At 68.3% G+C, this 20,616-nt stretch carries 18 protein-coding genes and 1 pseudogene; 8 read left to right on the top strand and 11 right to left on the bottom strand.

All coding sequences use genetic code 11. The annotated features are described in order from the left end of the window. Nucleotides 1-51: 51 nt before the first annotated feature. A complete protein-coding gene (locus tag V7Q42_RS18930; protein WP_333825745.1) occupies nt 52-570 on the bottom strand; it encodes a hypothetical protein in 519 nt (172 codons plus the stop codon). Between the two features lie 270 nt (nt 571-840). On the opposite strand from V7Q42_RS18930, the gene ribB reads away from it, so the two are divergent. Next, a complete protein-coding gene (gene ribB, locus V7Q42_RS18935; RefSeq protein WP_333825747.1) occupies nt 841-2,175 on the top strand; it encodes a 3,4-dihydroxy-2-butanone-4-phosphate synthase in 1,335 nt (444 codons plus the stop codon). Nucleotides 2,176-2,358: 183 nt separating this feature from the next. On the opposite strand, the gene V7Q42_RS18940 is transcribed toward ribB, so the two are convergent. From V7Q42_RS18940 to V7Q42_RS18970, 7 genes are all read right to left on the bottom strand, one after another. Then, nucleotides 2,359-2,874, bottom strand: coding sequence for an NADH-quinone oxidoreductase subunit B family protein (locus tag V7Q42_RS18940; protein WP_333825749.1), 516 nt, complete (start codon nt 2,872-2,874; stop codon nt 2,359-2,361). Nucleotides 2,875-2,884: 10 nt separating this feature from the next. Further along, entirely contained in the window at nt 2,885-4,393 is a 1,509-nt protein-coding gene (locus tag V7Q42_RS18945; protein WP_333825752.1) for a hydrogenase large subunit, read from the bottom strand. Nucleotides 4,394-4,406: 13 nt separating this feature from the next. After that, nucleotides 4,407-5,867: a hydrogenase 4 subunit F gene (locus V7Q42_RS18950; protein WP_333825753.1), complete on the bottom strand. Its 1,461-nt coding sequence runs from the start codon at nt 5,865-5,867 to the stop codon at nt 4,407-4,409. Beyond that, complete coding sequence (locus V7Q42_RS18955) at nt 5,864-6,526, bottom strand: hydrogenase-4 component E (RefSeq protein WP_333825754.1); 663 nt, start codon at nt 6,524-6,526, stop codon at nt 5,864-5,866. Before V7Q42_RS18955 ends, V7Q42_RS18950 begins: the two co-directional genes overlap by 4 nt. Next, the gene (locus tag V7Q42_RS18960) at nt 6,526-7,479 is read right to left on the bottom strand and encodes a respiratory chain complex I subunit 1 family protein (RefSeq protein ID WP_333825755.1); all 954 of its coding nucleotides are present in this window, start codon (nt 7,477-7,479) and stop codon (nt 6,526-6,528) included. Before V7Q42_RS18960 ends, V7Q42_RS18955 begins: the two co-directional genes overlap by 1 nt. Continuing rightward, complete coding sequence (gene hyfB, locus V7Q42_RS18965) at nt 7,470-9,485, bottom strand: hydrogenase 4 subunit B (RefSeq protein WP_333825757.1); 2,016 nt, start codon at nt 9,483-9,485, stop codon at nt 7,470-7,472. Before hyfB ends, V7Q42_RS18960 begins: the two co-directional genes overlap by 10 nt. Nucleotides 9,486-9,929: 444 nt before the next feature. Further along, nucleotides 9,930-10,415 carry a kinase inhibitor gene (locus V7Q42_RS18970; RefSeq protein ID WP_333825759.1) on the bottom strand — a complete coding sequence of 162 codons (486 nt, stop codon included), beginning with the start codon at nt 10,413-10,415 and terminating at the stop codon, nt 9,930-9,932. A gap of 208 nt (nt 10,416-10,623) precedes the next feature. On the opposite strand from V7Q42_RS18970, the gene V7Q42_RS18975 reads away from it, so the two are divergent. From V7Q42_RS18975 to V7Q42_RS18985, 4 genes and pseudogenes are all read left to right on the top strand, one after another. Next, on the top strand, nt 10,624-11,037 hold the full coding sequence (locus V7Q42_RS18975; RefSeq protein WP_333825760.1) for an HIT family protein: 414 nt from the start codon (nt 10,624-10,626) through the stop codon (nt 11,035-11,037). Between the two features lie 28 nt (nt 11,038-11,065). After that, entirely contained in the window at nt 11,066-12,025 is a 960-nt protein-coding gene (nudC, locus tag V7Q42_RS18980; RefSeq protein WP_333825761.1) for an NAD(+) diphosphatase, read from the top strand. A gap of 301 nt (nt 12,026-12,326) precedes the next feature. Continuing rightward, nucleotides 12,327-12,884, top strand: a pseudogene (locus tag V7Q42_RS21475) (GGDEF domain-containing protein); the annotation flags it as partial. A 217-nt stretch (nt 12,885-13,101) separates the two neighbouring features. Next, nucleotides 13,102-13,932 (top strand): EAL domain-containing protein, encoded by an 831-nt coding sequence (locus V7Q42_RS18985; RefSeq protein WP_333825762.1) that lies wholly within the window; start codon nt 13,102-13,104, stop codon nt 13,930-13,932. A gap of 180 nt (nt 13,933-14,112) precedes the next feature. Here the strand turns inward: V7Q42_RS18985 and V7Q42_RS18990 are convergent, their stop codons facing one another. Then, the gene (locus V7Q42_RS18990) at nt 14,113-15,036 is read right to left on the bottom strand and encodes an aminotransferase class IV (protein WP_333825763.1); all 924 of its coding nucleotides are present in this window, start codon (nt 15,034-15,036) and stop codon (nt 14,113-14,115) included. Nucleotides 15,037-15,115: 79 nt separating this feature from the next. Next, nucleotides 15,116-16,438: an aspartate aminotransferase family protein gene (locus V7Q42_RS18995; protein ID WP_442958238.1), complete on the bottom strand. Its 1,323-nt coding sequence runs from the start codon at nt 16,436-16,438 to the stop codon at nt 15,116-15,118. 116 nt (nt 16,439-16,554) lie between these two features. On the opposite strand from V7Q42_RS18995, the gene V7Q42_RS19000 reads away from it, so the two are divergent. Continuing rightward, entirely contained in the window at nt 16,555-17,133 is a 579-nt protein-coding gene (locus tag V7Q42_RS19000) for a cupin domain-containing protein (RefSeq protein WP_333825764.1), read from the top strand. Nucleotides 17,134-17,144: 11 nt separating this feature from the next. Here the strand turns inward: V7Q42_RS19000 and V7Q42_RS19005 are convergent, their stop codons facing one another. Further along, nucleotides 17,145-18,158, bottom strand: coding sequence for an adenosine kinase (locus tag V7Q42_RS19005; RefSeq protein WP_333825765.1), 1,014 nt, complete (start codon nt 18,156-18,158; stop codon nt 17,145-17,147). A gap of 278 nt (nt 18,159-18,436) precedes the next feature. On the opposite strand from V7Q42_RS19005, the gene V7Q42_RS19010 reads away from it, so the two are divergent. Together V7Q42_RS19010 and V7Q42_RS19015 are read left to right on the top strand one after the other, a co-directional pair. Next, entirely contained in the window at nt 18,437-19,795 is a 1,359-nt protein-coding gene (locus tag V7Q42_RS19010) for an NAD(P)H-dependent oxidoreductase (protein ID WP_333825766.1), read from the top strand. Continuing rightward, nucleotides 19,788-20,513 carry a sulfate transporter family protein gene (locus V7Q42_RS19015; protein ID WP_333825767.1) on the top strand — a complete coding sequence of 242 codons (726 nt, stop codon included), beginning with the start codon at nt 19,788-19,790 and terminating at the stop codon, nt 20,511-20,513. The genes V7Q42_RS19010 and V7Q42_RS19015 overlap by 8 nt, the downstream gene beginning before the upstream one ends. Nucleotides 20,514-20,616 lie beyond the last annotated feature (103 nt).

The raw sequence follows: 20,616 nt of genomic DNA on the forward strand, positions 1-20,616 counted from the left end.
CACATTCGGACGCCGACGGGAATCGCCGGGCGCGAATTTCAAAACGGCCTCTTAGCGCATGAAGTCGGGAGGAGTGCTGTCCTCACCTACTTCGGGTTTCGGGGAGCCTTTGGGCTCCCCTTCTCGTTTGGGGAGACGAAATAGCCCGTCGTCGCCCTTATTCAGTCGTCCATGCTTCGCGTACTGATACATCATCGGCAGGATTTGCTGCGGTTGGAGCCCGGGCCAATACCGCCTGCCAATTTCGGATACGAGTTCGGCTGCGGTCAGTCCCGCCTTACCGTCTCTCTCAGCGCTGATGAGCACCATCTTCGCCATCTCAAAATTTGATGGAGTACCCTCGGGCCGAGCCGGCCCGAGCTTTGATTTGCTTTGGCGTTTCGGGACAGACAGGGCGAATTCTGCCACCTCTGCCATGAAGTTGTCGTCACTCAGCACCGCGTCGAGCGCGCGCAGAGATGTGATTGCTGCCGTCAGCTTGGCAGCACGTTCTTGGAGGGCAGATATTTTCCGTTCCGTCTCTGCGAGACGGGCTTCTAGCGATGGGATATCGAAACGATCGGTGCTCATGCCCTTCTTGTAAATCGAGTCGCGCCGGCGGTCAATGATCATCTCTCACATACTGAGATCAAAATAGGAACATAATGCAGGGTGGATTGATGCATCTTTTTATATGCACTCACTGTGGTGCAGCATTCATACTCATGCGCCTTTCAGCTCGCACTTGCCTGCCTGTGGCCCGAGCGGTGAGCAGTGGATTTTTTTGGGGGGCTTTCACTTAGGGAGCAAATCTGCCGAATTTTCATTGCGACTGAAAACATGCCCGCCTAATGTCGCGCCATGCGTCTCGACCAGTGGCTCGCCCGGACCAAGGAATCGCGCAGCGGCTTCGCCCGCCGCGTCGGCCTGTCGCCGGCGGCGGTGACGGCGCTGTGCAACGACCCGACCGTGTGGGTATCGCGCGAGACGGCCGAGAAGATCGCCCGCGCCACCCGCGGGGCGGTCACCCCCGACGATTTTCTGGGCCTGGCTCCGCGTTCCAAGGCCCATGAGGAGACGATGATGAACCAGTCCCGTGTCGCGAGCGCCCTGCGCGCCTTCGAGCGCGGCGAGATCGTGGTCGTGACCGACGACGACGACCGCGAGAACGAAGGCGACCTGATCGTCGCCGCTGTTCATGCGACGCCGGAGAAGATGGCCTTCATCGTGCGCCACACCTCGGGCATCGTCTGCACGCCGATCCCGCGCGATCTCGCTCGCCAGCTCCATCTGGAACCGATGATCGCCGCCAACGACGCGCCGCTCGGCACCGCCTTCACCGTCACCATCGACTATCGCCACGGGCTGACCACCGGCATCTCGGCGGAAGAACGCTGCAACACGGCGCGGGCGCTCGCCAATCCGAACGTCGGGCCGACCGACTTCGTCCGCCCCGGCCACGTCTTCCCGCTGATCGCCAAGGACGGCGGCGTGCTCATGCGCTCCGGCCACACCGAGGCCGCCGTCGATCTCTGCCGGTTGGCCAACCTGCCGCCGGTGGGCGTCATCTGCGAACTCGTGAACGACGACGGCACGGTGAAGCGCGGGCCGGACGTGGCGAAATTCGCCGAGGAGCACGGGCTCGCCATCGTCTCGGTCGCCGACCTCATCGCCTATCGCCAGAGGAACGAACGGCTGGTCGAGCGGATCGAGGAGTTCGACGTCGAAACGCCGGTCGGCCTCGCCCGGGCGATCTCCTATTCGACCCCCTTCGACCCGATGCACCACCTCGCCATCGTCTTCGGCGACATCCGCGACGGCCGCTCGGTGCCGGTACGCCTGCATCTCGAGTCGGTCACCGACGACGTCTTCGGCAAGGCGAAGTCGCTCGACCGGCTGATGGAGCGGATGGCCAAGGAAGGCCGCGGCGTCATCGTCTATCTGCGCGAGGGCTCGGTCGGCGTCGCCAAGCCGGCGAAGGAGCCCGCGACGGGTGCGGATCCGCTGGCGATCGCCGAGGTCGAGGCCCACGCCTCCGCCTCGACCCGGGCGGAGAACTGGCGCGAGATCGGGCTGGGCGCACAGATCCTCAAGGATCTCGGCGTCGCCTCGATCCGCCTGATCTCGTCGCGGACCCGCCGCTATGTCGGCCTCGAGGGCTTCGGCATCGCCATCGAGGGCACCGAGTCGCTCTGATACCGAAGGTCGGAGGCGCCGACGCGCCCGGCGGAGCGATCCGCCGGAGCCTCGTCTCATACCGAGCGGATGAAGTTCCGACCTGTTCGGAACTTCATCCGCGAAGGCAAGCCCGAACGGGCGTCGGCCGGTCAGGCCGCAACTCACGAAATTCGGACGAGTCCGAATTTCGTGAACTCGGTATCAGGCGCTCTTCTCGATCAGGGCGATCAGCCCTTCGAGCAGCGCCTTCGGCGAGGGCGGGCAGCCCTTGATGTGGAGGTCGACCGGGATCACCGCGTCGACACCGCCGACCACCGCGTAGGACCCGGCGAAGACGCCGCCGTCGAGGGCGCAGTCGCCGACCGCCACCACCCATTTCGGGTCGGGGGTCGCGGCGTGTGTGCGCTCCAGGGCCTCGCGCATGTTGGCGGTGACCGGCCCGGTGACCATCAGCACGTCGGCGTGGCGGGGCGAGGCGACGAACTTCAGGCCGAAGCGTTCGAGATCGTAGATCGCGTTGTTGAGCGCATGGATCTCGAGTTCGCAGCCGTTGCAGGAGCCGGCGTCGACCTCGCGGATGGCGAGCGAGCGGCCGAGCTTGCGGTGGGCGGCGGCGTCGAGGCAGCGGCCGAGCTCGGTGAGCCCGGCCTCGTCGGCCGCAGGAGCCTTCTCGGTCACGGGGCGGCGCAGCAGGCTCTCGATCAGGAACTTCGGCATGTCACTCGCCTCACAGATCGTGGCCCGAATAGGAGCAGTTGAACGACTTGTTGAGGAGCGGGAAGTCCGCGACGATGTTGTAGGCGATCGCCGCCTCGAGCAGTGGCCACTGGAACACCGAGGCGTCGCGGAAGTGGGCGCGGGCGATGCGCCCCTCGCCGTCGAGCCGTACCCAGGCGAAGGCGTCACCGCGGAAGGCCTCGGTCAGCGCCACGCCCTCCGACCCCGCCGCGCCGCGTGCCACGTCGACCCGATGCGGCCCCTTGGGCAGGCCGGCGAGGAGTTGCTCGATCATGCCGAGGCTCTCGCCGATCTCCAGGATGCGGATCCAGACGCGGGCGTCGACGTCACCGGCCTCGCGGATCGGCACGTCGAAGCGCAGGACGTCATAAGGCGCATAGCCCGGTAGACGGCGGGCGTCGAAGCGACGGCCGCAGGCGCGACCGACGTGACCACCCGCCCCCCAGCGCCGGGCGAGCACCGGATCGAGGCGGCCGGTGGTCACGGTGCGGTCGAGCAACGACACGGTGGTGTCGTAGAGGCGGACGAGCGGCGGAAAGCCGTGGCGCAGCGCCGCCACCATCTCGGCGAGCGGCTTCGGATCGATGAGATCGACCGTCGTGCCGCCGGGCGCCACCCGATCCATCATCAGCCGGTGGCCGAAGGCGGCAGCGGCGGCGCGCAGCACCGTCTCGCGCAGCTGGCCGCAGCGGTTGAGCATCTGGGCGAAGGCGGCATCGTTGCAGACGGCGCCGACGTCGCCGAGGTGGTTCGCCACCCGCTCGACCTCGGCCATCAGGGCGCGCAGCCAATGGGCGCGCTTCGGCACCTCGGTGCCGGAGGCCGCCTCCACCGCGCGGGCGAAGGCGAGCGACCAGGCGACGGTACTGTCCCCCGAGATGCGCGCCGCGATCTTCGCCGCGTGCTCAAGATCGGCGCCGATCGCCAGCCGCTCGATGCCCTTGTGGACCCAGCCGAGGCGTTCTTCGAGGCGGACCACCGTCTCGCCGTTGGCGGTGAAGCGGAAATGGCCCGGTTCGATGATGCCGGCGTGCACCGGCCCGACCGGGATCTGGTGCATCGGCGGGCCTTCGGCGGCGAGGAACGGATAGGGCGCGCCCTCGGCCGGGGCCGGTTCGGCGGCGCCGAGCGGGTGGCGCACGCCCCAACGGGCATGATCGAGCCAGGGGCGCTCGTCCGGACAGCCCTCGGGGACGAGCCCGACCATCTCGCGGATGGTGCGCTCGAGGCGCAGCGCCGGGGCGTGGGTGACACCGACCGAGGGGAAGGTGCCATCCGGGCAATCGAGGGAGAGGACGAGGACCTCGCCGGTCTCCTCCTCGATCAGGCCCATGTGGACGGCGCCCGGCTCGCCCCACAGCGCCGTCAGCGTGACGTCGCCGGCGTGGAGGCCGAAGGCGGCGCGCGCCCAGGTCTCTTCGTCGACGCGGATGCGCGGCCAGGGCTTCTGGTCGGCGACCTCGAGGGCGGCATCGAAGAGGGCGGCTCTCAGCGACATGGGGCGGGCCTCCTCATCCGAGCATCCGGGCGACATGCTGGAACCATGCGACCAACGGGGCGGGCAGCCACAGGCCGGCGGTGAGTACCAGCACCAAATGAGCGACCATCGGCAGATAGGAGGCGTCGACGGGAGCGGAGGGACCCTCCGGCTCGCCGAAGGCGACGTCGGTCAGGCGCAGCACCAGCGCGCCGAAGGCGACGAGGAGGCCGAAGACCAGCGGGATCGCCAGGAGCGGCGCGCGGGCGAAGGTCGAGGAGACGATCAGGAACTCGCTCATGAAGATGCCGAGCGGCGGCAGGCCGGCGATCGCCGCGACGCCGACGACGAGGCTCCAGCCGAGCATCGGATGCGACTGGGTGAGGCCGCGGATTTCGGAGAGACGCTGGGTGCCCTTGGCCTGGGCGATCTGGCCGACGGCGAAGAAGATCGCCGACTTGGTCAGCGAGTGCATGGTCATGTGCAAGAGGCCGGCGAAATTGGCGAGCGGCCCGCCCATGCCGAAGGCGAAGGTGACGAGCCCCATGTGCTCGATCGAGGAATAGGCGAAGAGCCGTTTGATGTCGCGCCGGCGGTAGAGCATGAAGCCGGCGAAGATCAGCGACAGGAGCCCGAGGGTGACCATCAGCGGTCCCGGCGCCACCGTCTGGGGATTGGCGGCGAGCAGCATCTTGAAGCGCAGGAGCGCATAGAGCGCGACGTTGAGCAGCAGGCCGGAGAGCACCGCCGAGATCGGCGTCGGGCCCTCGGCATGGGCGTCGGGCAACCAGGCGTGCAGCGGCGCGAGGCCGACCTTGGTGCCGTAGCCGAGCATCAGGAAGACGAAGGCGACGTTGAGCAGTTCGGGATTGAACTTCGACGCCTCGGCGACGAGCACCGTCCACACCATCGCCTTCTCGCCCTCGCCGATCGCCGGCTGGGCGGCCATGTAGACCAGGATGGTGCCGAAGAGGGCGAGCGCGATGCCGACCGAGCCGAGGATGAAGTACTTCCAGGCGGCTTCGAGCGCATCGTGGGTGCGGTAGATGCCGACCATCAGCACCGTCGTCAGCGTCGCCAGCTCCACCGCCACCCACATCAGGCCGATGTTGTCGGCGAGGAGCCCGAGGTTCATGGCGAAGGCGAGCGCCTGATACATGCCGTGATAGAAGCGCAGCTGACCGGGCGACAGTTTCCCGGCGTCGATCTCGTGGGCGATGTAGCTCGCCGAGAAGATCGAGGTGGTGAAGCCGACGAAGGTGCCGAGGACGACGAAGACGACGTTGAGATCGTCGACGAAGACGTAGTCGCCGGGCGCCGGGCGCTCGACGAGCAGGGTCGTCGCCAAGAGGAAGGTCAGGAACGAGGCGACGACGTTGATCGCGGCCGAGCGGCGACGGCCGGGCAGCGCGGCGAGGAGCAGCGCGGCGATCGCCGGCAGGGCGATCACCCCGTCGACCGGTCGGAAGGGCAGGAGGGCGAGGATCGTGGTCATTGCCGGCCCTCGCGGTAGTCGTCGAGCGCGTGGGTGTCGACGCTGTCGAAACGCTCGCGGATGCGGAACAGGAAGACGCCGATGACGATGAAGGCGACCAGCACCGAGAAGGCGACCGAGATCTCGACCACCAGCGGCATGCCCTTGGCCCCGGCGGCGGCGAGGATCAGGCCGTTCTCGAGGCTCATGAAGCCGACGATCTGGGAGACGGCGTTGTAGCGCGTCACCATCATCAACAGGCCGAGCAGGATCACCGACAGCGCCAGCGCCACGTCCTCGCGGGCGAGCGGATCGGCCTCGGCCGCCGCCTGCAGCATCACCATCATCGACAGGGCGACCAGGGCGATGCCCATCAGCATGGTGAGGCCGATGCCGCCGACCGTCTCGATGGAGCGGTGGATGCCGAGGCGGATCACCATGCGCCGCAACGCCACCGGGATGACGATCGCCTTGAGCAGCAGGGCGATCGCGGCGGTGACGTAGAGATGCGGTGCGGCCTGGACGTGGGCCTGCCAGGCGACCGACGCCGAGAGCACCACCGCATGCAGGGCGAAGACGTTGAGCAGGCCAAACATGCGGTTCTGGTACAGCAGCATGAAGGAGACCAGCACCATGCCGCCGGCGAGCATGTGGGCGAGGTCGAGGGCGAAACGTCCCATCAGAAGCTCCTCGACACGAAGAGGAGGAGGGTCCCCAGGAAGCCCAGCATGAGGGCGGCGCCGAGGAGTTCGGGGACGCGGAAGACCCGCATCTTGGCGATCGACGTCTCGAAGAACACGAGCAGGAAGGCGCCGACCGAGATCTTGGCGAGATAGGTCACGGCGCCGACGATCAGCGGCAGGACGCCGGAGCGCGGCGGCGCCAGCCCCCAGGGGACGAAGACGCAGGCGATCAGCGAGACGTAGAGCAGCAGCTTCAGCGCCGCGGCGAGCTCGATGACGGCGAGATGGCGGCCGGAATATTCGAGCACCATCGCCTCGTGCACCATGGTGAGCTCGAGATGGGTCGCCGGATTGTCGACGGGGATGCGGGCGTTCTCGGCGAGCGCGACGATGACCAGCGCCACCAGCGCCATGCCGAGCGAGACGCGCAGCGAGGCGTGGGTGAGCATGAAGTTCGCCACCCAGGAGAGCTGGGTGGATCCGGCGACCAGCGCCACGACGAAGACCATCATGATCATCGCCGGCTCGGCGAGCGAGGCGAAGAGCATCTCGCGCGACGAGCCGATGCCACCGAAGGCGGTGCCGACGTCCATGCCGGCGAGCGCCAGGAAAAAGCGCGCCGTGGCGAGCAGGGCGGTGATGGCGATGAGGTCGGCGGTCCAGGAGAACTGCAGGCCGGTGGCGAAGGTCGGCACCAGGGCGGCGGCGACCCAGGTGGCGGCGAAGATCACATAGGGGGCGACGCGGAACAGCCAGGAGGCGTTCTCGGCGATCACCACGTCCTTGCGCACCAGCTTCAGGAGATCGCGATAGGGCTGGAGAACCGGCGGGCCGACGCGATCGAGCATGCGCGCCTTGAACTTGCGCGTCAGACCGAGGAGCAGCGGCGCGAGCGCCAGCACGAAGATCATCTGAGCGCCCTGGACGGCGATTTCGCGGATCAGGCCCATATCGCCACCACCACCAGAAGACCGACGAGCGCGGCGAAGACGAGGGTCAGGTAGCTGCGGATCGACAGGAACTGCAGCGTGTTGAGCCGTTCGCCGAGGCGGGAGACGCGGCCGGCGATCGGCGCATAGAGGATCTCCCAGGAGAGATCGTGCTTCACCACCTTCAGTTCGGCCGGGGCGGGATCGCCGGGCGGCGGCATCCGCCGCTCGATGTGCGAGCGGAAGGCGACGGGGCCGAAGACGCGACGGATCGGCATGGCGAAACTGTCGGCAGCGTACTGGGTCATCGGGCTGGCATCGGGGAAGCCGCAGTCCCAGGCCGGAGCGCGGCGCAGGGTGCGCGAGGCGAAGCGATGGATCGCCCAGGCGGCGATCGCCGACGACGACAGGATGAAGACGAAGACGAGCATGCCCGAATAGGACGAGCGGCTCTCCGACACCGGCACGATCGACAGCGAGGGGAAGAGCGGCTGCGGCGGCATGTCGTGACCGACGACGAGCACGGCGACGCTCGACAGGGCGTCGATGACCAGCCCCGGCACGATGCCGGCGAGGAGGCAGAGGGCGAGGAGGAGACCCATGGCGACGCGCGAGAAACCGTCGACCTCGCCGGCCTTCGCCGCCGCCGGGCTGCGCGGCCGACCGAGGAAGGCGACGCCGTAGGCGCGCACGAAACAGGCGCCGGCCAGGGCGGCGGAGAAGGCGAGCGCCGCGCCGACCGCCGGCACCATGAACTTCAGCGCCCATTGCGGCAGGTCGGGCGAGAGCAGGATCGCCTGGAACAGCATCCACTCGGAGACGAAGCCGTTGAGCGGCGGCAGCGCCGAGATCGCCATGGCGCCGCCGAGCATCATGACCGCGGTCACCGGCAGGCGATGGATCAGGCCGCCGAGCTTCTCGATGTCGCGTTCGCCGGTGGCGCCGAGGACGGCGCCGGCGCCGAAGAACATCAGACCCTTGAACAGCGAATGGTTGAGCGCATGGAAGAGCGCCGCGGTGACCGCCAGTGCCGCCGGCCCGGCCATCTCGTTGGTGCGGAAGGCGAGCGCCAGACCGAGACCGATGAAGACGATGCCGATGTTCTCCACCGTCGAATAGGCGAGCAGGCGCTTCAGATCGCGTTCGAGGATGGCGTGGAGCACGCCGAGGACGGCGGTGAGCGCGCCCAGCGCCATGACCAGCGCCCCCCACCACCACGCCGGATCACCGACCAGATCGAAGACGATGCGGACGAAACCGTAGACCGCCACCTTGGTCATGACGCCGCTCATCAGCGCCGAGACGTGGGAGGGGGCGGCGGGATGGGCGAGCGGCAGCCAGACGTGGAGCGGCACCAGACCGGCCTTCGAGCCGGCGCCGAGGAGGGCGAGAACGAGCACCAGTCCGGGCAGCCATTCGGCATGGACGCGGTGGCGCATCTCGGCGAAGCCGTAGACGCCGTCCGCTCCCGCCATCAGGCCGAAGGCGAGGAGCAGCATCAGCGTGCCGAAACTCGCCATCACCAGATAGACGTAGCCGGCGCGGCGGTTCTCCGGCTCGTGGTGATGGGCCATGACCAACGCCCAGGAGGCGAGCGACATGAACTCCCAGGAGACCAGGAAGGAGAAGGCGTCGGCGGCGAGGATCACCAGGTTCATGCCGGCGAGGAAGGCCGGATAGAAGGGCAGGACGCGCTCGGGATGCTCCTCGTGGGCGCCGTAGCCGAGGGCATAGAGGCTCGCGGCGGCAGCGCCGAGGTCGATGACCAGGAGGAAGAAGGCGGAGAGCGGGTCGATGCGGAAATGGGCGCCGACCCAGGGCAGGCCGAGCGGCAACACGACCTCGCCGGAGATGTCGGTGCCGCCGAGGAGTGCCGCCACCGCGGTGGCGAAGAGAACGAGAGCGACGACGGCGGCGACGCCGTAGACGACCGGCGTCGCGGCGGCCGAGCGGCGCAGCAGGATCGGCGTGGCGAGCGCCACCACGATCAGGACCGCCACGCTCCACAGAGCGACCGACACCGGCATCGAATTCTCCCTCGCCGCGCCACGACGACTTCGGCCGGCGGCGCAGCGTCGGTCGGTTCGTCGATGTCGTCGATGTGCGGTCGACCGACCGTCGACACGTGGCGACGGTCATCCGGATCGCGGATCCGACGCGGGTCGGACGATCCGGGGTCGGCGATGTCTCACACCGGCGTTTCCCTTCGAAAACGGAACACCTCCACCCCCGCGGATGGCGGCGGCGTCTCCCGTTTCCGGATTCCTCGGGTGACCCGCGTCGCGGGACACCCGGTCGATCTTCGTGATTCTTCTTCGGCGCGCCGATGATAGAGCGAGCCAAGCGGCGGAGTCATCTCGGCTTTTCGGATACCGAGCGGGAATTTTCGGGCATTCTGCGAGAAGATCCGGCAGTCGCGACGCGCGGTCGCCTCGCCGGACGGGCGAAGCGACCGGACCGAGGCGTGCCGCTCAGGCGCCGAAGGTGGCGGTGAGGGAAGCCTGCGCCAGCCGATTGGCGTTGATCATGAAGCCGACGAGGGCGCCCGAGGCGTGCTCGTCGACCCCGAGATCGGCCGCCGAGACGGCGTGGACGGTGAAGATGTAGCGATGCACCTCACCACGCGGCGGCGCGGCGCCACCGAAATGGGAGAACCCGAAATCGGTGCGCGACTGGACCGCTCCGGCCGGCAGCCCGCCCTTGCCGGAGCCGGCGCCGGTCGGCAGTTCGTGGACGGAAGCCGGGATCCCCGAGACGATCCAGTGCCACCAGCCCGAGCCGGTCGGCGCGTCGGGATCGTAGCAGGTGACGGCGAAGCCGGCGGTGCCGGGCGGCTCACCCTCCCAGGCGAGATGCGGCGACAGGTTGCCGCCGGAATAACCCATACCGTGGAAGACCTGGGAGTCCGGCAGCGTGCCGCCGTCGACGAGATCGTTGCTCCACACTCTGAAGGTCATGACGTCCTCCCGTTCGATCGTGGACAGGCCCCATCCTCTCCCCTTCGCGGCGGCGCGCAACCGTTCGCCGCGTCGGATCGACGATTTTTTCCGAACCGCCCGCACGACGACGCCGGGCGGCCGTCGCACCATCGTCACGGGAGGCGATGATCACGGGCGACGAACGTGCTCTACTGAGTGGTGACGAGACCCCGATCGCGAGACGCCGATGACCGCCTTCCAACTCGACCCCCGCCTCGCCGCCGACACCGAACCGCTCCTCGATCTGCCGCTCTCTTCGCTCCTGCTGATGCGGGACGGCAACTATCCGTGGCTGATCCTGGTGCCGCGGCGCGCCGGGGCGGTGGAGATCCTCGATCTTCCCGCCGCCGACCGGGCGCAGCTGTGGGCCGAGATCGAGCGCGTGGCGGAGGCGCTGCGCGCCGAGACCGGCGCCGACAAGCTCAACGTCGCCGCCCTCGGCAACGTCGTCGCCCAGCTCCACGTCCATGTGATCGCCCGGTTCCGGACCGACGCCGCCTGGCCGGCGCCGGTGTGGGGCAAGGTGCCGGCGATCCCGCTCGATGCGGCGCGCACCGCCGCTCTCGTCACCGGATTGAAGGCCCGCCTCGGCGCCGTCTGAGACGACCGAAGGCCGAGGAGGCCCGCTCTTGTCGACATTCGAGGCCGACGAACCATCCGTCGCTTTCCGTTTCGCCCGCAACGGGCTCGATCGCCGCGCCGACCTGCGCGACGATCGAGCGGCGATGGACCGGCTCCTCGCGGCGGCGGCGGCGCGCTTCCTGGTGGTCGCCGGCGACCGCCCGCTGGTGCGGCGAGATCCGACGCCGACCGCCTTCCACGACCGCGCCACGGCCGCCGGCCTCGGAGCGCGGTTCGACCGGGCCGTCTTCCTCGGCCTCGCCGCGTCGGACGACGGCGGGGACAGGCCGTGGTTCGCGCTGCGCAGCGACCTCGACGAGACGGAGATTTCCGGCCTCGGCGGGATCGAGGCGGCCGATCTCAGAACTCTGGCGATCACCGGGACGCTCGCGGCGGAGGAATACGGCGCGATCGCGCAAGGCCGCGCCTGCCTCCACTGGCACGCGACCCATCGCTTCTGCGCCCGCTGCGGCGCGCCGAGCGAGATGGCGTCGGCGGGGTGGAAGCGAGTGTGCCCGAGCTGCGGAGCGGAACATTTCCCGCGCACCGATCCGGTGGTGATCATGCTGGTGAGCGACGGCGAGCGCTGCCTCCTCGGCCGCCAGTCGCGGTTTCCGCCCGGCATGTGGTCGTGTCTGGCCGGTTTCATGGAGCCGGGAGAGACGATCGAGGCCGCGGTCAGGCGCGAGACGTTCGAGGAAGCCGGGATCTGCGTCGGACGGGTGAGCTATTTCGCCAGCGAGCCCTGGCCCTTCCCGGCGTCGCTGATGATCGGAGCGATCGGCCGCGCCGCCAGCGTCGAGATCCGGCGCGACGAGAACGAACTCGAAGACTGCCGCTGGTTCAGCCGCGAGGAGGCGGCGCGATTGCTCGCCGGCGATCACCCCGACGGGCTCTTCGCCCCGCCGCCGATCGCCATCGCCCACCATCTCCTCGTCGCTTTCGTCGCCGGCGGCGCCGCAAAGTAAACTCCGCGTCAACCAAGTCGGCCGATCGTCGGCGCGTCTCAGAACACTTCCAGAAACGGAAAGACCTCCTTAAATCTCGCAATCTATCCTCCGCTTTCGGGTTCGCAGAAGACGTCACGGACTCCGGTCTTCGCGCGGAGAGCGTTCGATGATGAAATTCTTGAAGCGTGGAGGCACGAGACCGGCTTCTCGACCGGGGTCGAAGGTCGAGAAGGCCGTCCTCGCGGCGATCTTCGCGGTGCTGTTCACCGCCGACCTTCAGTGGGGCATCCTCAGGCATTTCGTCGAGATGATCCAGGCGATGCAGTCGGCCTACGGGTCGGTGGCGCTCTCCGGTGGGTTCGCGCTGTGGGTCGGCGGCTTCGCCTATGCGGCGCGGCGGCGCGCCGAGCTGTCGGAGGCCAAGAAGGCGCGAGCGGCGGCGGAAGAAGCGGCTGAGACGCTGGGCGTGCTCGACGGTCTCACCGGTCTTCCCAATCGCCAGGGACTGAAGGCGGAACTGTCGCGTCGCGTCGCCACGATGACGCCCGAAGGCGCCGGCGGCACCATCTTCGCGTTCGACGTCGATCGCTTCAAGATGCTCAACGACGTCCGCGGCAACGTCGTCGGCGATCAGGTGCTGGTCGAGATCTCCGATCGTCTGGCCATGGCGGTCGAAGACGGTGATTTCGTCGCCCGTGTCGGCGCCGACGAATTCCACGTGCTGTCGACCATCGACGATCCCGACAGCGCCAAGATCTTCGCCGAGAAGCTGCAGAACCAGATCGGCCGGCCGATCCACAACGGCCCGGCGCCGTTGCAGGTCCATGCCAGCGTCGCTTTCGCTCGTTTCGGCGGCGAGGACGACGCCACCGATCCGACCTCGATCGTGCGGCGCGTCGACATCGCGCTGCAATACGCCAAGGCGGACGGCGGCAGCGGTCTGTCGAGTTTCGAAGACGACATGGAGATGTCGATCCGCGAACGCGCTCAGCTCGAGCGCGACCTCGAGGTGGCGATCGCCACCGGTCAGATCCAAGCCGCACTTCCAGCCGGTCATCGACCTTCAGTCGAACTCCATCTCCGGCTTCGAAGTGTTGGCGCGCTGGGATCATCCCGAGCGCGGCCTGATCTCGCCGTCGGTGTTCATCCCGATCGCCGAAGAGATGGGCAAGCTCGGCGAACTGACCAAGGTCATCCTGCGACGGGCCTGCGGCGCGGCGCGCGACTGGCCGGCGAACATCAAGCTCGCGGTCAACATCTCGCCGATCGACTTCAAGAACCCGTGGCTCGCTCAGGAGATCCTCCAGACGCTGACCGAGGTCGGTTTCCCGCCCCAGCGCCTCGAGCTCGAGATCACCGAGAACGCGCTCGTCGTCGACCACGAGCAGGCGATGAAGACCATCACCTCGCTGAAGAACCAGGGCATCTCGATCGCCCTCGACGATTTCGGCACCGGCTATTCGTCGCTGCACCACCTGCGCGTCCTGCCCTTCGACAAGATCAAGATCGATCAGTCCTTCGTGAAGACCATGCGCGACAACGCCGACAGCCGAATGATCGTCAAGGCGATCATCGGCCTCTCCGGCTCGCTCGGTCTGCCGACCACGGCGGAGGGCATCGAGACCAACAACAACGCCGACATCCTGCGCGATCTCGGCTGCACCCTCGGCCAGGGCTTCCTGTTCTCCAAGGCGGTGCCGTCGAAGGAGGTGCCGCAGCTCCTCGATGCGCTGGCCGAGCAGGCGGTCCATCCGGAGAACCGGCCGGACGTCGAAGGCGTCGCGGAATCCGAGCTCCTGGTGCCGCACCCGACCGCCGCGGTCGCGGCGGAGCCGGCCGTGACCGCCGAGCCGAACGCCGACGCTGCCGAACCGGCTGCGGAGGACGGCGAGGACGTACTGGAAGCGGCGCGCCGCATCGCCTGATCCGACCGGCCGAAGAACGCTCCGACCGCCGCCGCGACGCCCCGCGACGGCGGTCGCGGCGTTTCCCGGCTGGTCTTACGGGATCCTGCGGATCGTCATGCGATGCCGGATCCCACTCGTCGAAAAGCCCTTGTTCAGACGGGCTTTTCGACGAACGGAATACGAAATCCGGATTTCGTGTCACCCGCCGGTGAACGACGCCGCTTCGGTATCCTTGAGGTCGGCGTAGAGGCGGGCGAGACGGGTGGTCATCGGCCCCGGCAACGCCGCCGGCAACACCCGGCCGTCGATGGCGCGGACCGGGGTCAGGCCGCCGAAGGTGCCGGTGACGAAGGCCTCGTCGGCCGACCACACGTCCTTCAGAACGAAATTCGCCTCACGCACCGCAATGCCGTTCGCCCGCGCCAGCCGCAGGACGTTGGCGCGGGTGACGCCGTGGAAGCAGTAGTCGCCGGTCGAGGTCCTCAGTTCCCCGTCCTCGACGAAGAAGAAGTTGGTGGCGTTGCACGACGACACGAAGCCGTGCGGATCGAGCATCAGCGCCTCGTCGGCGCCGGCCTCGATCGCCTGGAGAAGCGCGGTGATGAGGTTCAGCCGGCTGTGCGAGTTGAGCCGCATGTCGAACATGTCGGCGGGGGTGCAGCGGATCGCCACGGTCGAAAGGTTCAGGCCGCGGGTGAGGATCTCCGGGCTCGGCTGTTTCCACTCGGCGACGATGACGACCGTCGCCTTGGAGATGGTCTGGCGCGGATCCTGGTTCGGCGTCTTCTTCAGGCCGCGGGTCACCATCAGGCGGATATGGACGCCGTCGTGCATGTCGTTGGCGGCGAAGGTCTCGCGCAGCGCGGCGACGATCTCGTCGCGGCCGAGCCCGATGTCGAGAGCGATGGCGCGGGCGCCTTCGAACAGGCGATCGAGATGGGCGTCGAGGAACATCATCGCGCCCTTGTGAAGCCGCAGCCCCTCCCAGACGCCGTCGCCGAGGACGAACCCGGCGTCGAAGATCGACACTTTCGCTTCGTCACGCAGCACGAGGTCGCCGTTCAGCCAGACCTTGACGGTGGCGTTGCGCGGATCGGCGGCGAAGTCCTGACTGCCCTTCATGGGGTACTCCCGAGAAACGACGACGGGGCGAGCATGGCCCGCCCCGTGTGCCGAGGGAAGTCTCGACGCACGAACACCGTCACGCCGCCCGCTTCAACACGTCGGCGAGCTTGCCGAAGAGTTCGTCGATGTCCGACTTCTCGATGATCAGCGGCGGGGAGAGGGCGATGATGTCACCGGTGGTGCGGATCAGAAGGTCGTGCTCGAAGGCGTCGAGGAAGCAGGAGAAGGCGCGCTTGGTCGGCTCTCCGGCGATCGGCTCCAGTTCCACCGCGCCGATCAGGCCGAGATTGCGGATGTCGACGACGTGAGGGAGGCCCTTCAGCGAATGGAGCGCGTCGGCCCAATAGGCGCCGAGTTCGGCGCCGCGGGTCAGCAGCCCGTCCTCGGCATAGGTGTCGAGGGTGGCGATGCCGGCGGCGCAGGCGATCGGGTTGCCCGAATAGGTGTAGCCGTGGGCGAACTCGATCATGTGCTCGGGACCGGTCATGAAGGCATCGTGGATCTTGCCCTGGACGAACACGCCGCCCATCGGGATCACCCCGTTGGTCATGCCCTTGGCGATGGTGAACATGTCCGGCTTGACGCCGAAGAAGTCGACGGCGAAGGGGGCGCCGAGACGACCGAAGCCGGTGATGACCTCGTCGAAGATCAGGAGGATGCCGTGCTTGTCGCAGATGGCGCGCAGCCGCTCGAGATAGCCCTTGGGCGGGATCAGTACGCCGGTCGAGCCGGCCATCGGCTCGACGATGACGGCGGCGATGGTCGAGGGATCGTGCAGGGTGCAGATGCGCTCGAGTTCGTCGGCGAATTCGGCGCCGTGCTCCGGCATGCCGCGGGTGAAGGCGTTGCGGGCGGGATCGTGGGTGTGGCGGATGTGATCGACGTGCGGCAGCATCTGGCCGAACATCTTGCGATTGCCGCCGATGCCGCCGACCGACATGCCGCCGAAGTTGACGCCGTGATAGGCGCGCTCCCGCCCGATCAGGCGGACGCGCTGCGCCTCGCCGCGCATGCGGTGATAGGCGAGCGCCATCTTCAGCGCGGTGTCGGCCGATTCCGAGCCCGAGTTGGTGAAGAAGACGTGGTCGAAGCCCTCCGGCGCCATGGCGACGAGGCGGTTGGCGAATTCGAAAGCTTTCGGGTGGCCCATCTGGAAGGCCGGGGCGTAGTCGAGTTCACCGGCCTGCTGGCGGATCGCCTCGACGATCTTCGGGCGGTTGTGGCCGGCGTTGCAGCACCAGAGTCCCGCCGTGCCGTCGAGGACGGAGCGACCGTCGTCGGTCTTGTAGCGCATGCGGTCGGCGGCGACGAACATGCGCGGCGTCTTCTTGAACTGCCGGTTGGCGGTGAAGGGCATCCAGAAGGAAGCGAGATCGTTGGGACGGTGAGCGATGGTCATGAGCGGGCCCTCTCGAGGGCCGCATCACCGGCCCGGTCGGAATGTCGAACGTTACGGACGGAGGACCGGCCCGACAATCCCTCGACGCCGTTCGAACCGTTCCGTATTCTGAACAGATGAACACCGCACCCGACCCCGTCGCCGCCGCCGACATCGACGTCGGCGCCCGCCTCAAGACGCTCAGGCTCGCCCACGGCCTGTCGCAACGCGAATTGGCGCGGCGCGCCGGCGTCTCCAACGCCACGGTGTCGATGATCGAGGCGAACCGGGTGAGCCCGTCGGTCGCCGCTCTGAAGCAGATCCTCGCCGGCTTTCCGCTCGGGCTCTCCGCCTTCTTCGCGGCACACGACGACGAACGCGAGAAGGTGGTGTGGCGCGCTTCGGAGCTGACCGAGATCGCCGGCGGCGCGATCTCCTACCGGCAGGTCGGCGGCGACCTCGCCGGTCGGTCGTTGCAGATGCTGCACGAGCGCTATCGTCCGGGGGCCGTGTCGGGGCGCCCGGCGCTCTCGCATCAGGGTGAGGAGGCGGGGTTGGTGATCCGCGGTCTGCTCGAGCTCGAGGTCGCCGGCCATCGCCACGAGTTGCGCGCCGGCGACGCCTATCTCTTCGACAGCCGCAAGCCGCACGCCTTCCGCAACATCGGCGACACCGATCTCGTCATCGTCTCGGCCTGCACGCCGCCGAGCTTCTGACGCTCGGCACCTCAGACCGGGAAGCCGGCTTGACGGGCGAGGTCGCGCAGATCGGTCTGCGAGCGGGCGCCGACGTGGCGGATGATCTCGGCGGCGAGAAGCCCGCCGAGTTCGGCGCAGGCGCCGTAGTCGAAGTCGTGGGTGAGGCCGTAGAGGAAGCCGCTGGCGTAGAGGTCGCCGGCACCGGTGGTGTCGACCACGGTCTCGACCGGCGAGGCCGGCACCGCGGTCACCTTCTCGGCGGAGACCACCAGCGAGCCCTGTTCCGACAGGGTCACCGCGGCGAGGCGCACGTCCTGGCGCAGGGCGGCGATGCCGGCGTCGAGGTCGGCGGTCTCGTAGAGCGCCTTCACCTCGGACTGGTTGGCGAAGACGAGATCGACGACGCCGGTCCGCATCAGGTCGAGGAACTCGGCCCGCCAGCGATCGACGCAGAAACTGTCGGAGAGGGTCAGCGCCACCCGCCGGCCATGCGCGTGGGCGATGCGCGAGGCCTTGCGGAACGCCTCCTTGGCGGCCGGCGGATCCCAGAGATAGCCCTCGAGATAGACCACGGCCGCATCGGCGACGATGGTCTCGTCGATGTCGTCCGGCGTCAGATGGGTGCAGGCGCCGAGGAAGGTGTTCATGGTGCGCTCGCCGTCCGGCGTCACCAGAATCATCGAACGGGCGGTCGGCGCCCAGTCGGCGGCGCCGGTGTGGAGGGCCACGGTCTCGAAATGGACGCCCACGGCGTGGATGTCGTGGCGGAAGATCGAGCCGAGATGATCCTCGGCGACCTTGCCGAAATAGGCGGCTTTCGCGCCGAGCCCGGCGAGTGCGGCGATGGTGTTGCCGGCCGAACCGCCGGAGACCTCCTTGGCCGGACCCATGTGATCGTAGAGCCGCTCGGCCTCGACCGCGTCGATCAGACGCATCGAGCCCTTGGCCAGGCCCTCGCGCACCAGAAAGTCGTCCTCCGTCCGGGCGATGATGTCGACGATGGCGTTGCCGATTCCGAGAACGTCGAAACGCGGGCGGGTCATGGGGATCTCTTCGGTTGGAGGATCGGCGGCGGCGGGAGCGACGGCCGGAACGGGTGGGATCCTCGCGGGAAACGTGGCGCCGGGTATAAGGATTTCCGCCGTGCTTGCAAGCCGACCGGCACCGGCTTTCGCCGGACCTTCGGATTGTTTTCCGTTGAGAAACCGCCGACACTGCCCTATCTCCGCGGTCGCAGACCACAAGCGGCCCGTCGCGCGTCGCGGTCCGGGGCCGTAGGCGGCGCACCATGCGCCGCGGGGGCGTTTCGACGAGAGGGATCATGGGCAGAGAAGGTTCGATCCCGGTGCTGGACACCCGTTCCCGCACCGTGGCGCTCACGGGTCTCGCCGCCGAACTCGCCGCCCTCGAGGCGTCCGGCCGCTTCATCCACATCGGCCTCGTCGGCGTCGGCGAGATGGGCACCGACATCGTCACGCAAGTCGCGTTGATGAAGGGCCTGAAGATCACCGTGATCGCGGTGCGCGATCCCTCCAAGCGCCACGCGGAGGAGGCCTTCGTCATCGCCGGGCTCGATCCGGAACGGGTCAAGCTCGCCGAGAACCGGGCGGCGATCGCGCACACCGTCGAGCTCGGCTACACGGCGCTGACCACCGACGTCGAGGCGCTCTACACCTCGGACCATGTCGACGTGGTCATCGACGCCACCGGCAAGCCGGAGATGGGCGCGATCATCGGCCTCGGCGCCATCGAGGCGGGCAAGCACGTCGTCATGATGAACGTCGAGGCCGACGTCACCATCGGCGCCTATCTTCAGGCCCGCGCCCGCGAGGTCGGCGTCGTCTACACCGTCGGCGCCGGCGACGAACCGTCGTCGACCATGGAACTGATCGAGTTCGTCACGGCGCTCGGCTATCCGGTGATCGCCGCCGGCAAGGGCAAGAACAACCCGCTCGACGTCACCGCCACGCCCGACCAGTTCTTCGAGGAAGCGACCCGGCGCAACATGAACCCGCGCATGCTGGTCGAGTTCATCGACGGCTCGAAGACCATGGTGGAGATGGCCAACATCGCCAACGCCACCGGGCTCGTCCCCGACGTCGCCGGCATGCACGGGCCGGAGGCGACGCTGGAGAACCTCCACACCATCCTCTGCCCGAAGCAGGACGGCGGTATCCTGTCGCGCAAGGGCGTCGTCGACTACACCATCGGCAAGGGCGTGGCGCCCGGCGTCTTCGTCGTCGCGGAGCTCTCCCATCCGCGCCTGCGCGAGCGGCTCAACGACCTGAAGCTCGGACCGGGGCCCTACTACACCTTCTATCGCCCCTATCACCTCACCAGCCTCGAGGTGCCGCTGTCGGCGGCCCGTGCGGTGCTGCACGGCCGGGCCGACATGCACGCCCTGGCGAAGCCCTCGGCCGAGGTCTGCGCGGTGGCCAAGCGCGATCTCGAGGCGGGCGAGACGCTCGACGCCATCGGCGAGTACACCTATCGCTCCTTCACCCTCGAATATGCGGCGGCGCGCGCCGTCGGGGCCTTCCCGGTCGGCCTCATCGAGGGCGGGCGGACGACGCAGCCGATCAAACGTGGCGAACTCATCACCCGGATGAACGCCGAGACGAAACCCGGCTCGCGCATCGTCGAACTGCGCGAACGCCAGGACCGGATGGTCCATGGCTGAGGGCGTTCCGACCGGAACGATCGTCGCGTCGATCCGAGACGGGGTCGCCGATCTCATGACGCCGCCGTTCCGCGGGGTGATCGTCAGGTCCCTCGGCGTGACGCTGGCGATCGTCGCGGTGGTCTGGGCGATCGGCACGCGGCTCCTCACCGGCTCGGCGGTCGATCTCGCCACCGTTCATCCGGTCGACCTGCCCTACTGGCTCACCGCGGTGCGCTGGATCGCAGGGCTGTTCTCCGGCGCGGCGCTGATGGTGGCGCTGTCCTTCCTCGTCGCACCGATCACGGCCGGTGTCGCCGGGCTCTTCCTCGACGAGGTGGCCGATGTGGTGGAGCGCACCCACTACGCCGGCGACCGACCGGGCACGCCGCTGCCGGTGTGGCCGAGCCTCGTCACGGCGCTGCGCTTCGCGGCCTTGTCGTTGGCGGTCAATCTCGTCGCGCTGCCGCTGGTGCTCTTCGCCGGGTCCGGGCTGATCATCTTCACGCTGGCCAACGGCTGGCTGATCGGACGGGAATATTTCGAGTTCGCCGCCGCCCGCCACGTCGGCATCGACGAGGCGCGGCGGCTCAGGCGGATCCATGCCGGACCGGCGTTCCTCGCCGGCCTCGCGGCGGCGGCGCTGCTGTCGGTGCCGATCCTCAACCTCGCCACGCCGCTCTTCGCCACCGCCACCATGGTGCATCTGGCCAAGCGGCTGACGGGTGGGCGGCGCTGACGGGGCGGAGAGCCCTGTCGTCAGCCTCGTGATCCCCCGCGAAGGGAGATCATGAGACCTGTGCGCGGATAGCCCTCGACGACCGTCTACTGACGTGATTCAC

This window comes from Pinisolibacter sp., assembly GCF_036782435.1.
Classification (GTDB): Bacteria; Pseudomonadota; Alphaproteobacteria; order Rhizobiales; family Ancalomicrobiaceae; genus CALBKH01.

What these genes read in the sequence shown, in the direction of transcription:
- V7Q42_RS18975 (WP_333825760.1), top strand. Translation starts at nt 10,624, where the DNA reads ATGACCGCCTTCCAACTCGACCCCCGCCTCGCCGCCGACACCGAACCG.
- V7Q42_RS18955 (WP_333825754.1), bottom strand. Translation starts at nt 6,526, where the DNA reads ATGGGACGTTTCGCCCTCGACCTCGCCCACATGCTCGCCGGCGGCATG.
- V7Q42_RS19000 (WP_333825764.1), top strand. Translation starts at nt 16,555, where the DNA reads ATGAACACCGCACCCGACCCCGTCGCCGCCGCCGACATCGACGTCGGC.
- V7Q42_RS18930 (WP_333825745.1), bottom strand. Translation starts at nt 570, where the DNA reads ATGAGCACCGATCGTTTCGATATCCCATCGCTAGAAGCCCGTCTCGCA.
- V7Q42_RS19010 (WP_333825766.1), top strand. Translation starts at nt 18,437, where the DNA reads ATGGGCAGAGAAGGTTCGATCCCGGTGCTGGACACCCGTTCCCGCACC.
- ribB (WP_333825747.1), top strand. Translation starts at nt 841, where the DNA reads ATGCGTCTCGACCAGTGGCTCGCCCGGACCAAGGAATCGCGCAGCGGC.
- V7Q42_RS18950 (WP_333825753.1), bottom strand. Translation starts at nt 5,867, where the DNA reads ATGACCACGATCCTCGCCCTCCTGCCCTTCCGACCGGTCGACGGGGTG.
- V7Q42_RS18970 (WP_333825759.1), bottom strand. Translation starts at nt 10,415, where the DNA reads ATGACCTTCAGAGTGTGGAGCAACGATCTCGTCGACGGCGGCACGCTG.
- V7Q42_RS18945 (WP_333825752.1), bottom strand. Translation starts at nt 4,393, where the DNA reads ATGTCGCTGAGAGCCGCCCTCTTCGATGCCGCCCTCGAGGTCGCCGAC.
- V7Q42_RS18960 (WP_333825755.1), bottom strand. Translation starts at nt 7,479, where the DNA reads ATGGGCCTGATCCGCGAAATCGCCGTCCAGGGCGCTCAGATGATCTTC.
- V7Q42_RS18995 (WP_442958238.1), bottom strand. Translation starts at nt 16,438, where the DNA reads ATGACCATCGCTCACCGTCCCAACGATCTCGCTTCCTTCTGGATGCCC.
- V7Q42_RS19005 (WP_333825765.1), bottom strand. Translation starts at nt 18,158, where the DNA reads ATGACCCGCCCGCGTTTCGACGTTCTCGGAATCGGCAACGCCATCGTC.
- V7Q42_RS18990 (WP_333825763.1), bottom strand. Translation starts at nt 15,036, where the DNA reads ATGAAGGGCAGTCAGGACTTCGCCGCCGATCCGCGCAACGCCACCGTC.
- V7Q42_RS19015 (WP_333825767.1), top strand. Translation starts at nt 19,788, where the DNA reads ATGGCTGAGGGCGTTCCGACCGGAACGATCGTCGCGTCGATCCGAGAC.
- hyfB (WP_333825757.1), bottom strand. Translation starts at nt 9,485, where the DNA reads ATGCCGGTGTCGGTCGCTCTGTGGAGCGTGGCGGTCCTGATCGTGGTG.
- V7Q42_RS18940 (WP_333825749.1), bottom strand. Translation starts at nt 2,874, where the DNA reads ATGCCGAAGTTCCTGATCGAGAGCCTGCTGCGCCGCCCCGTGACCGAG.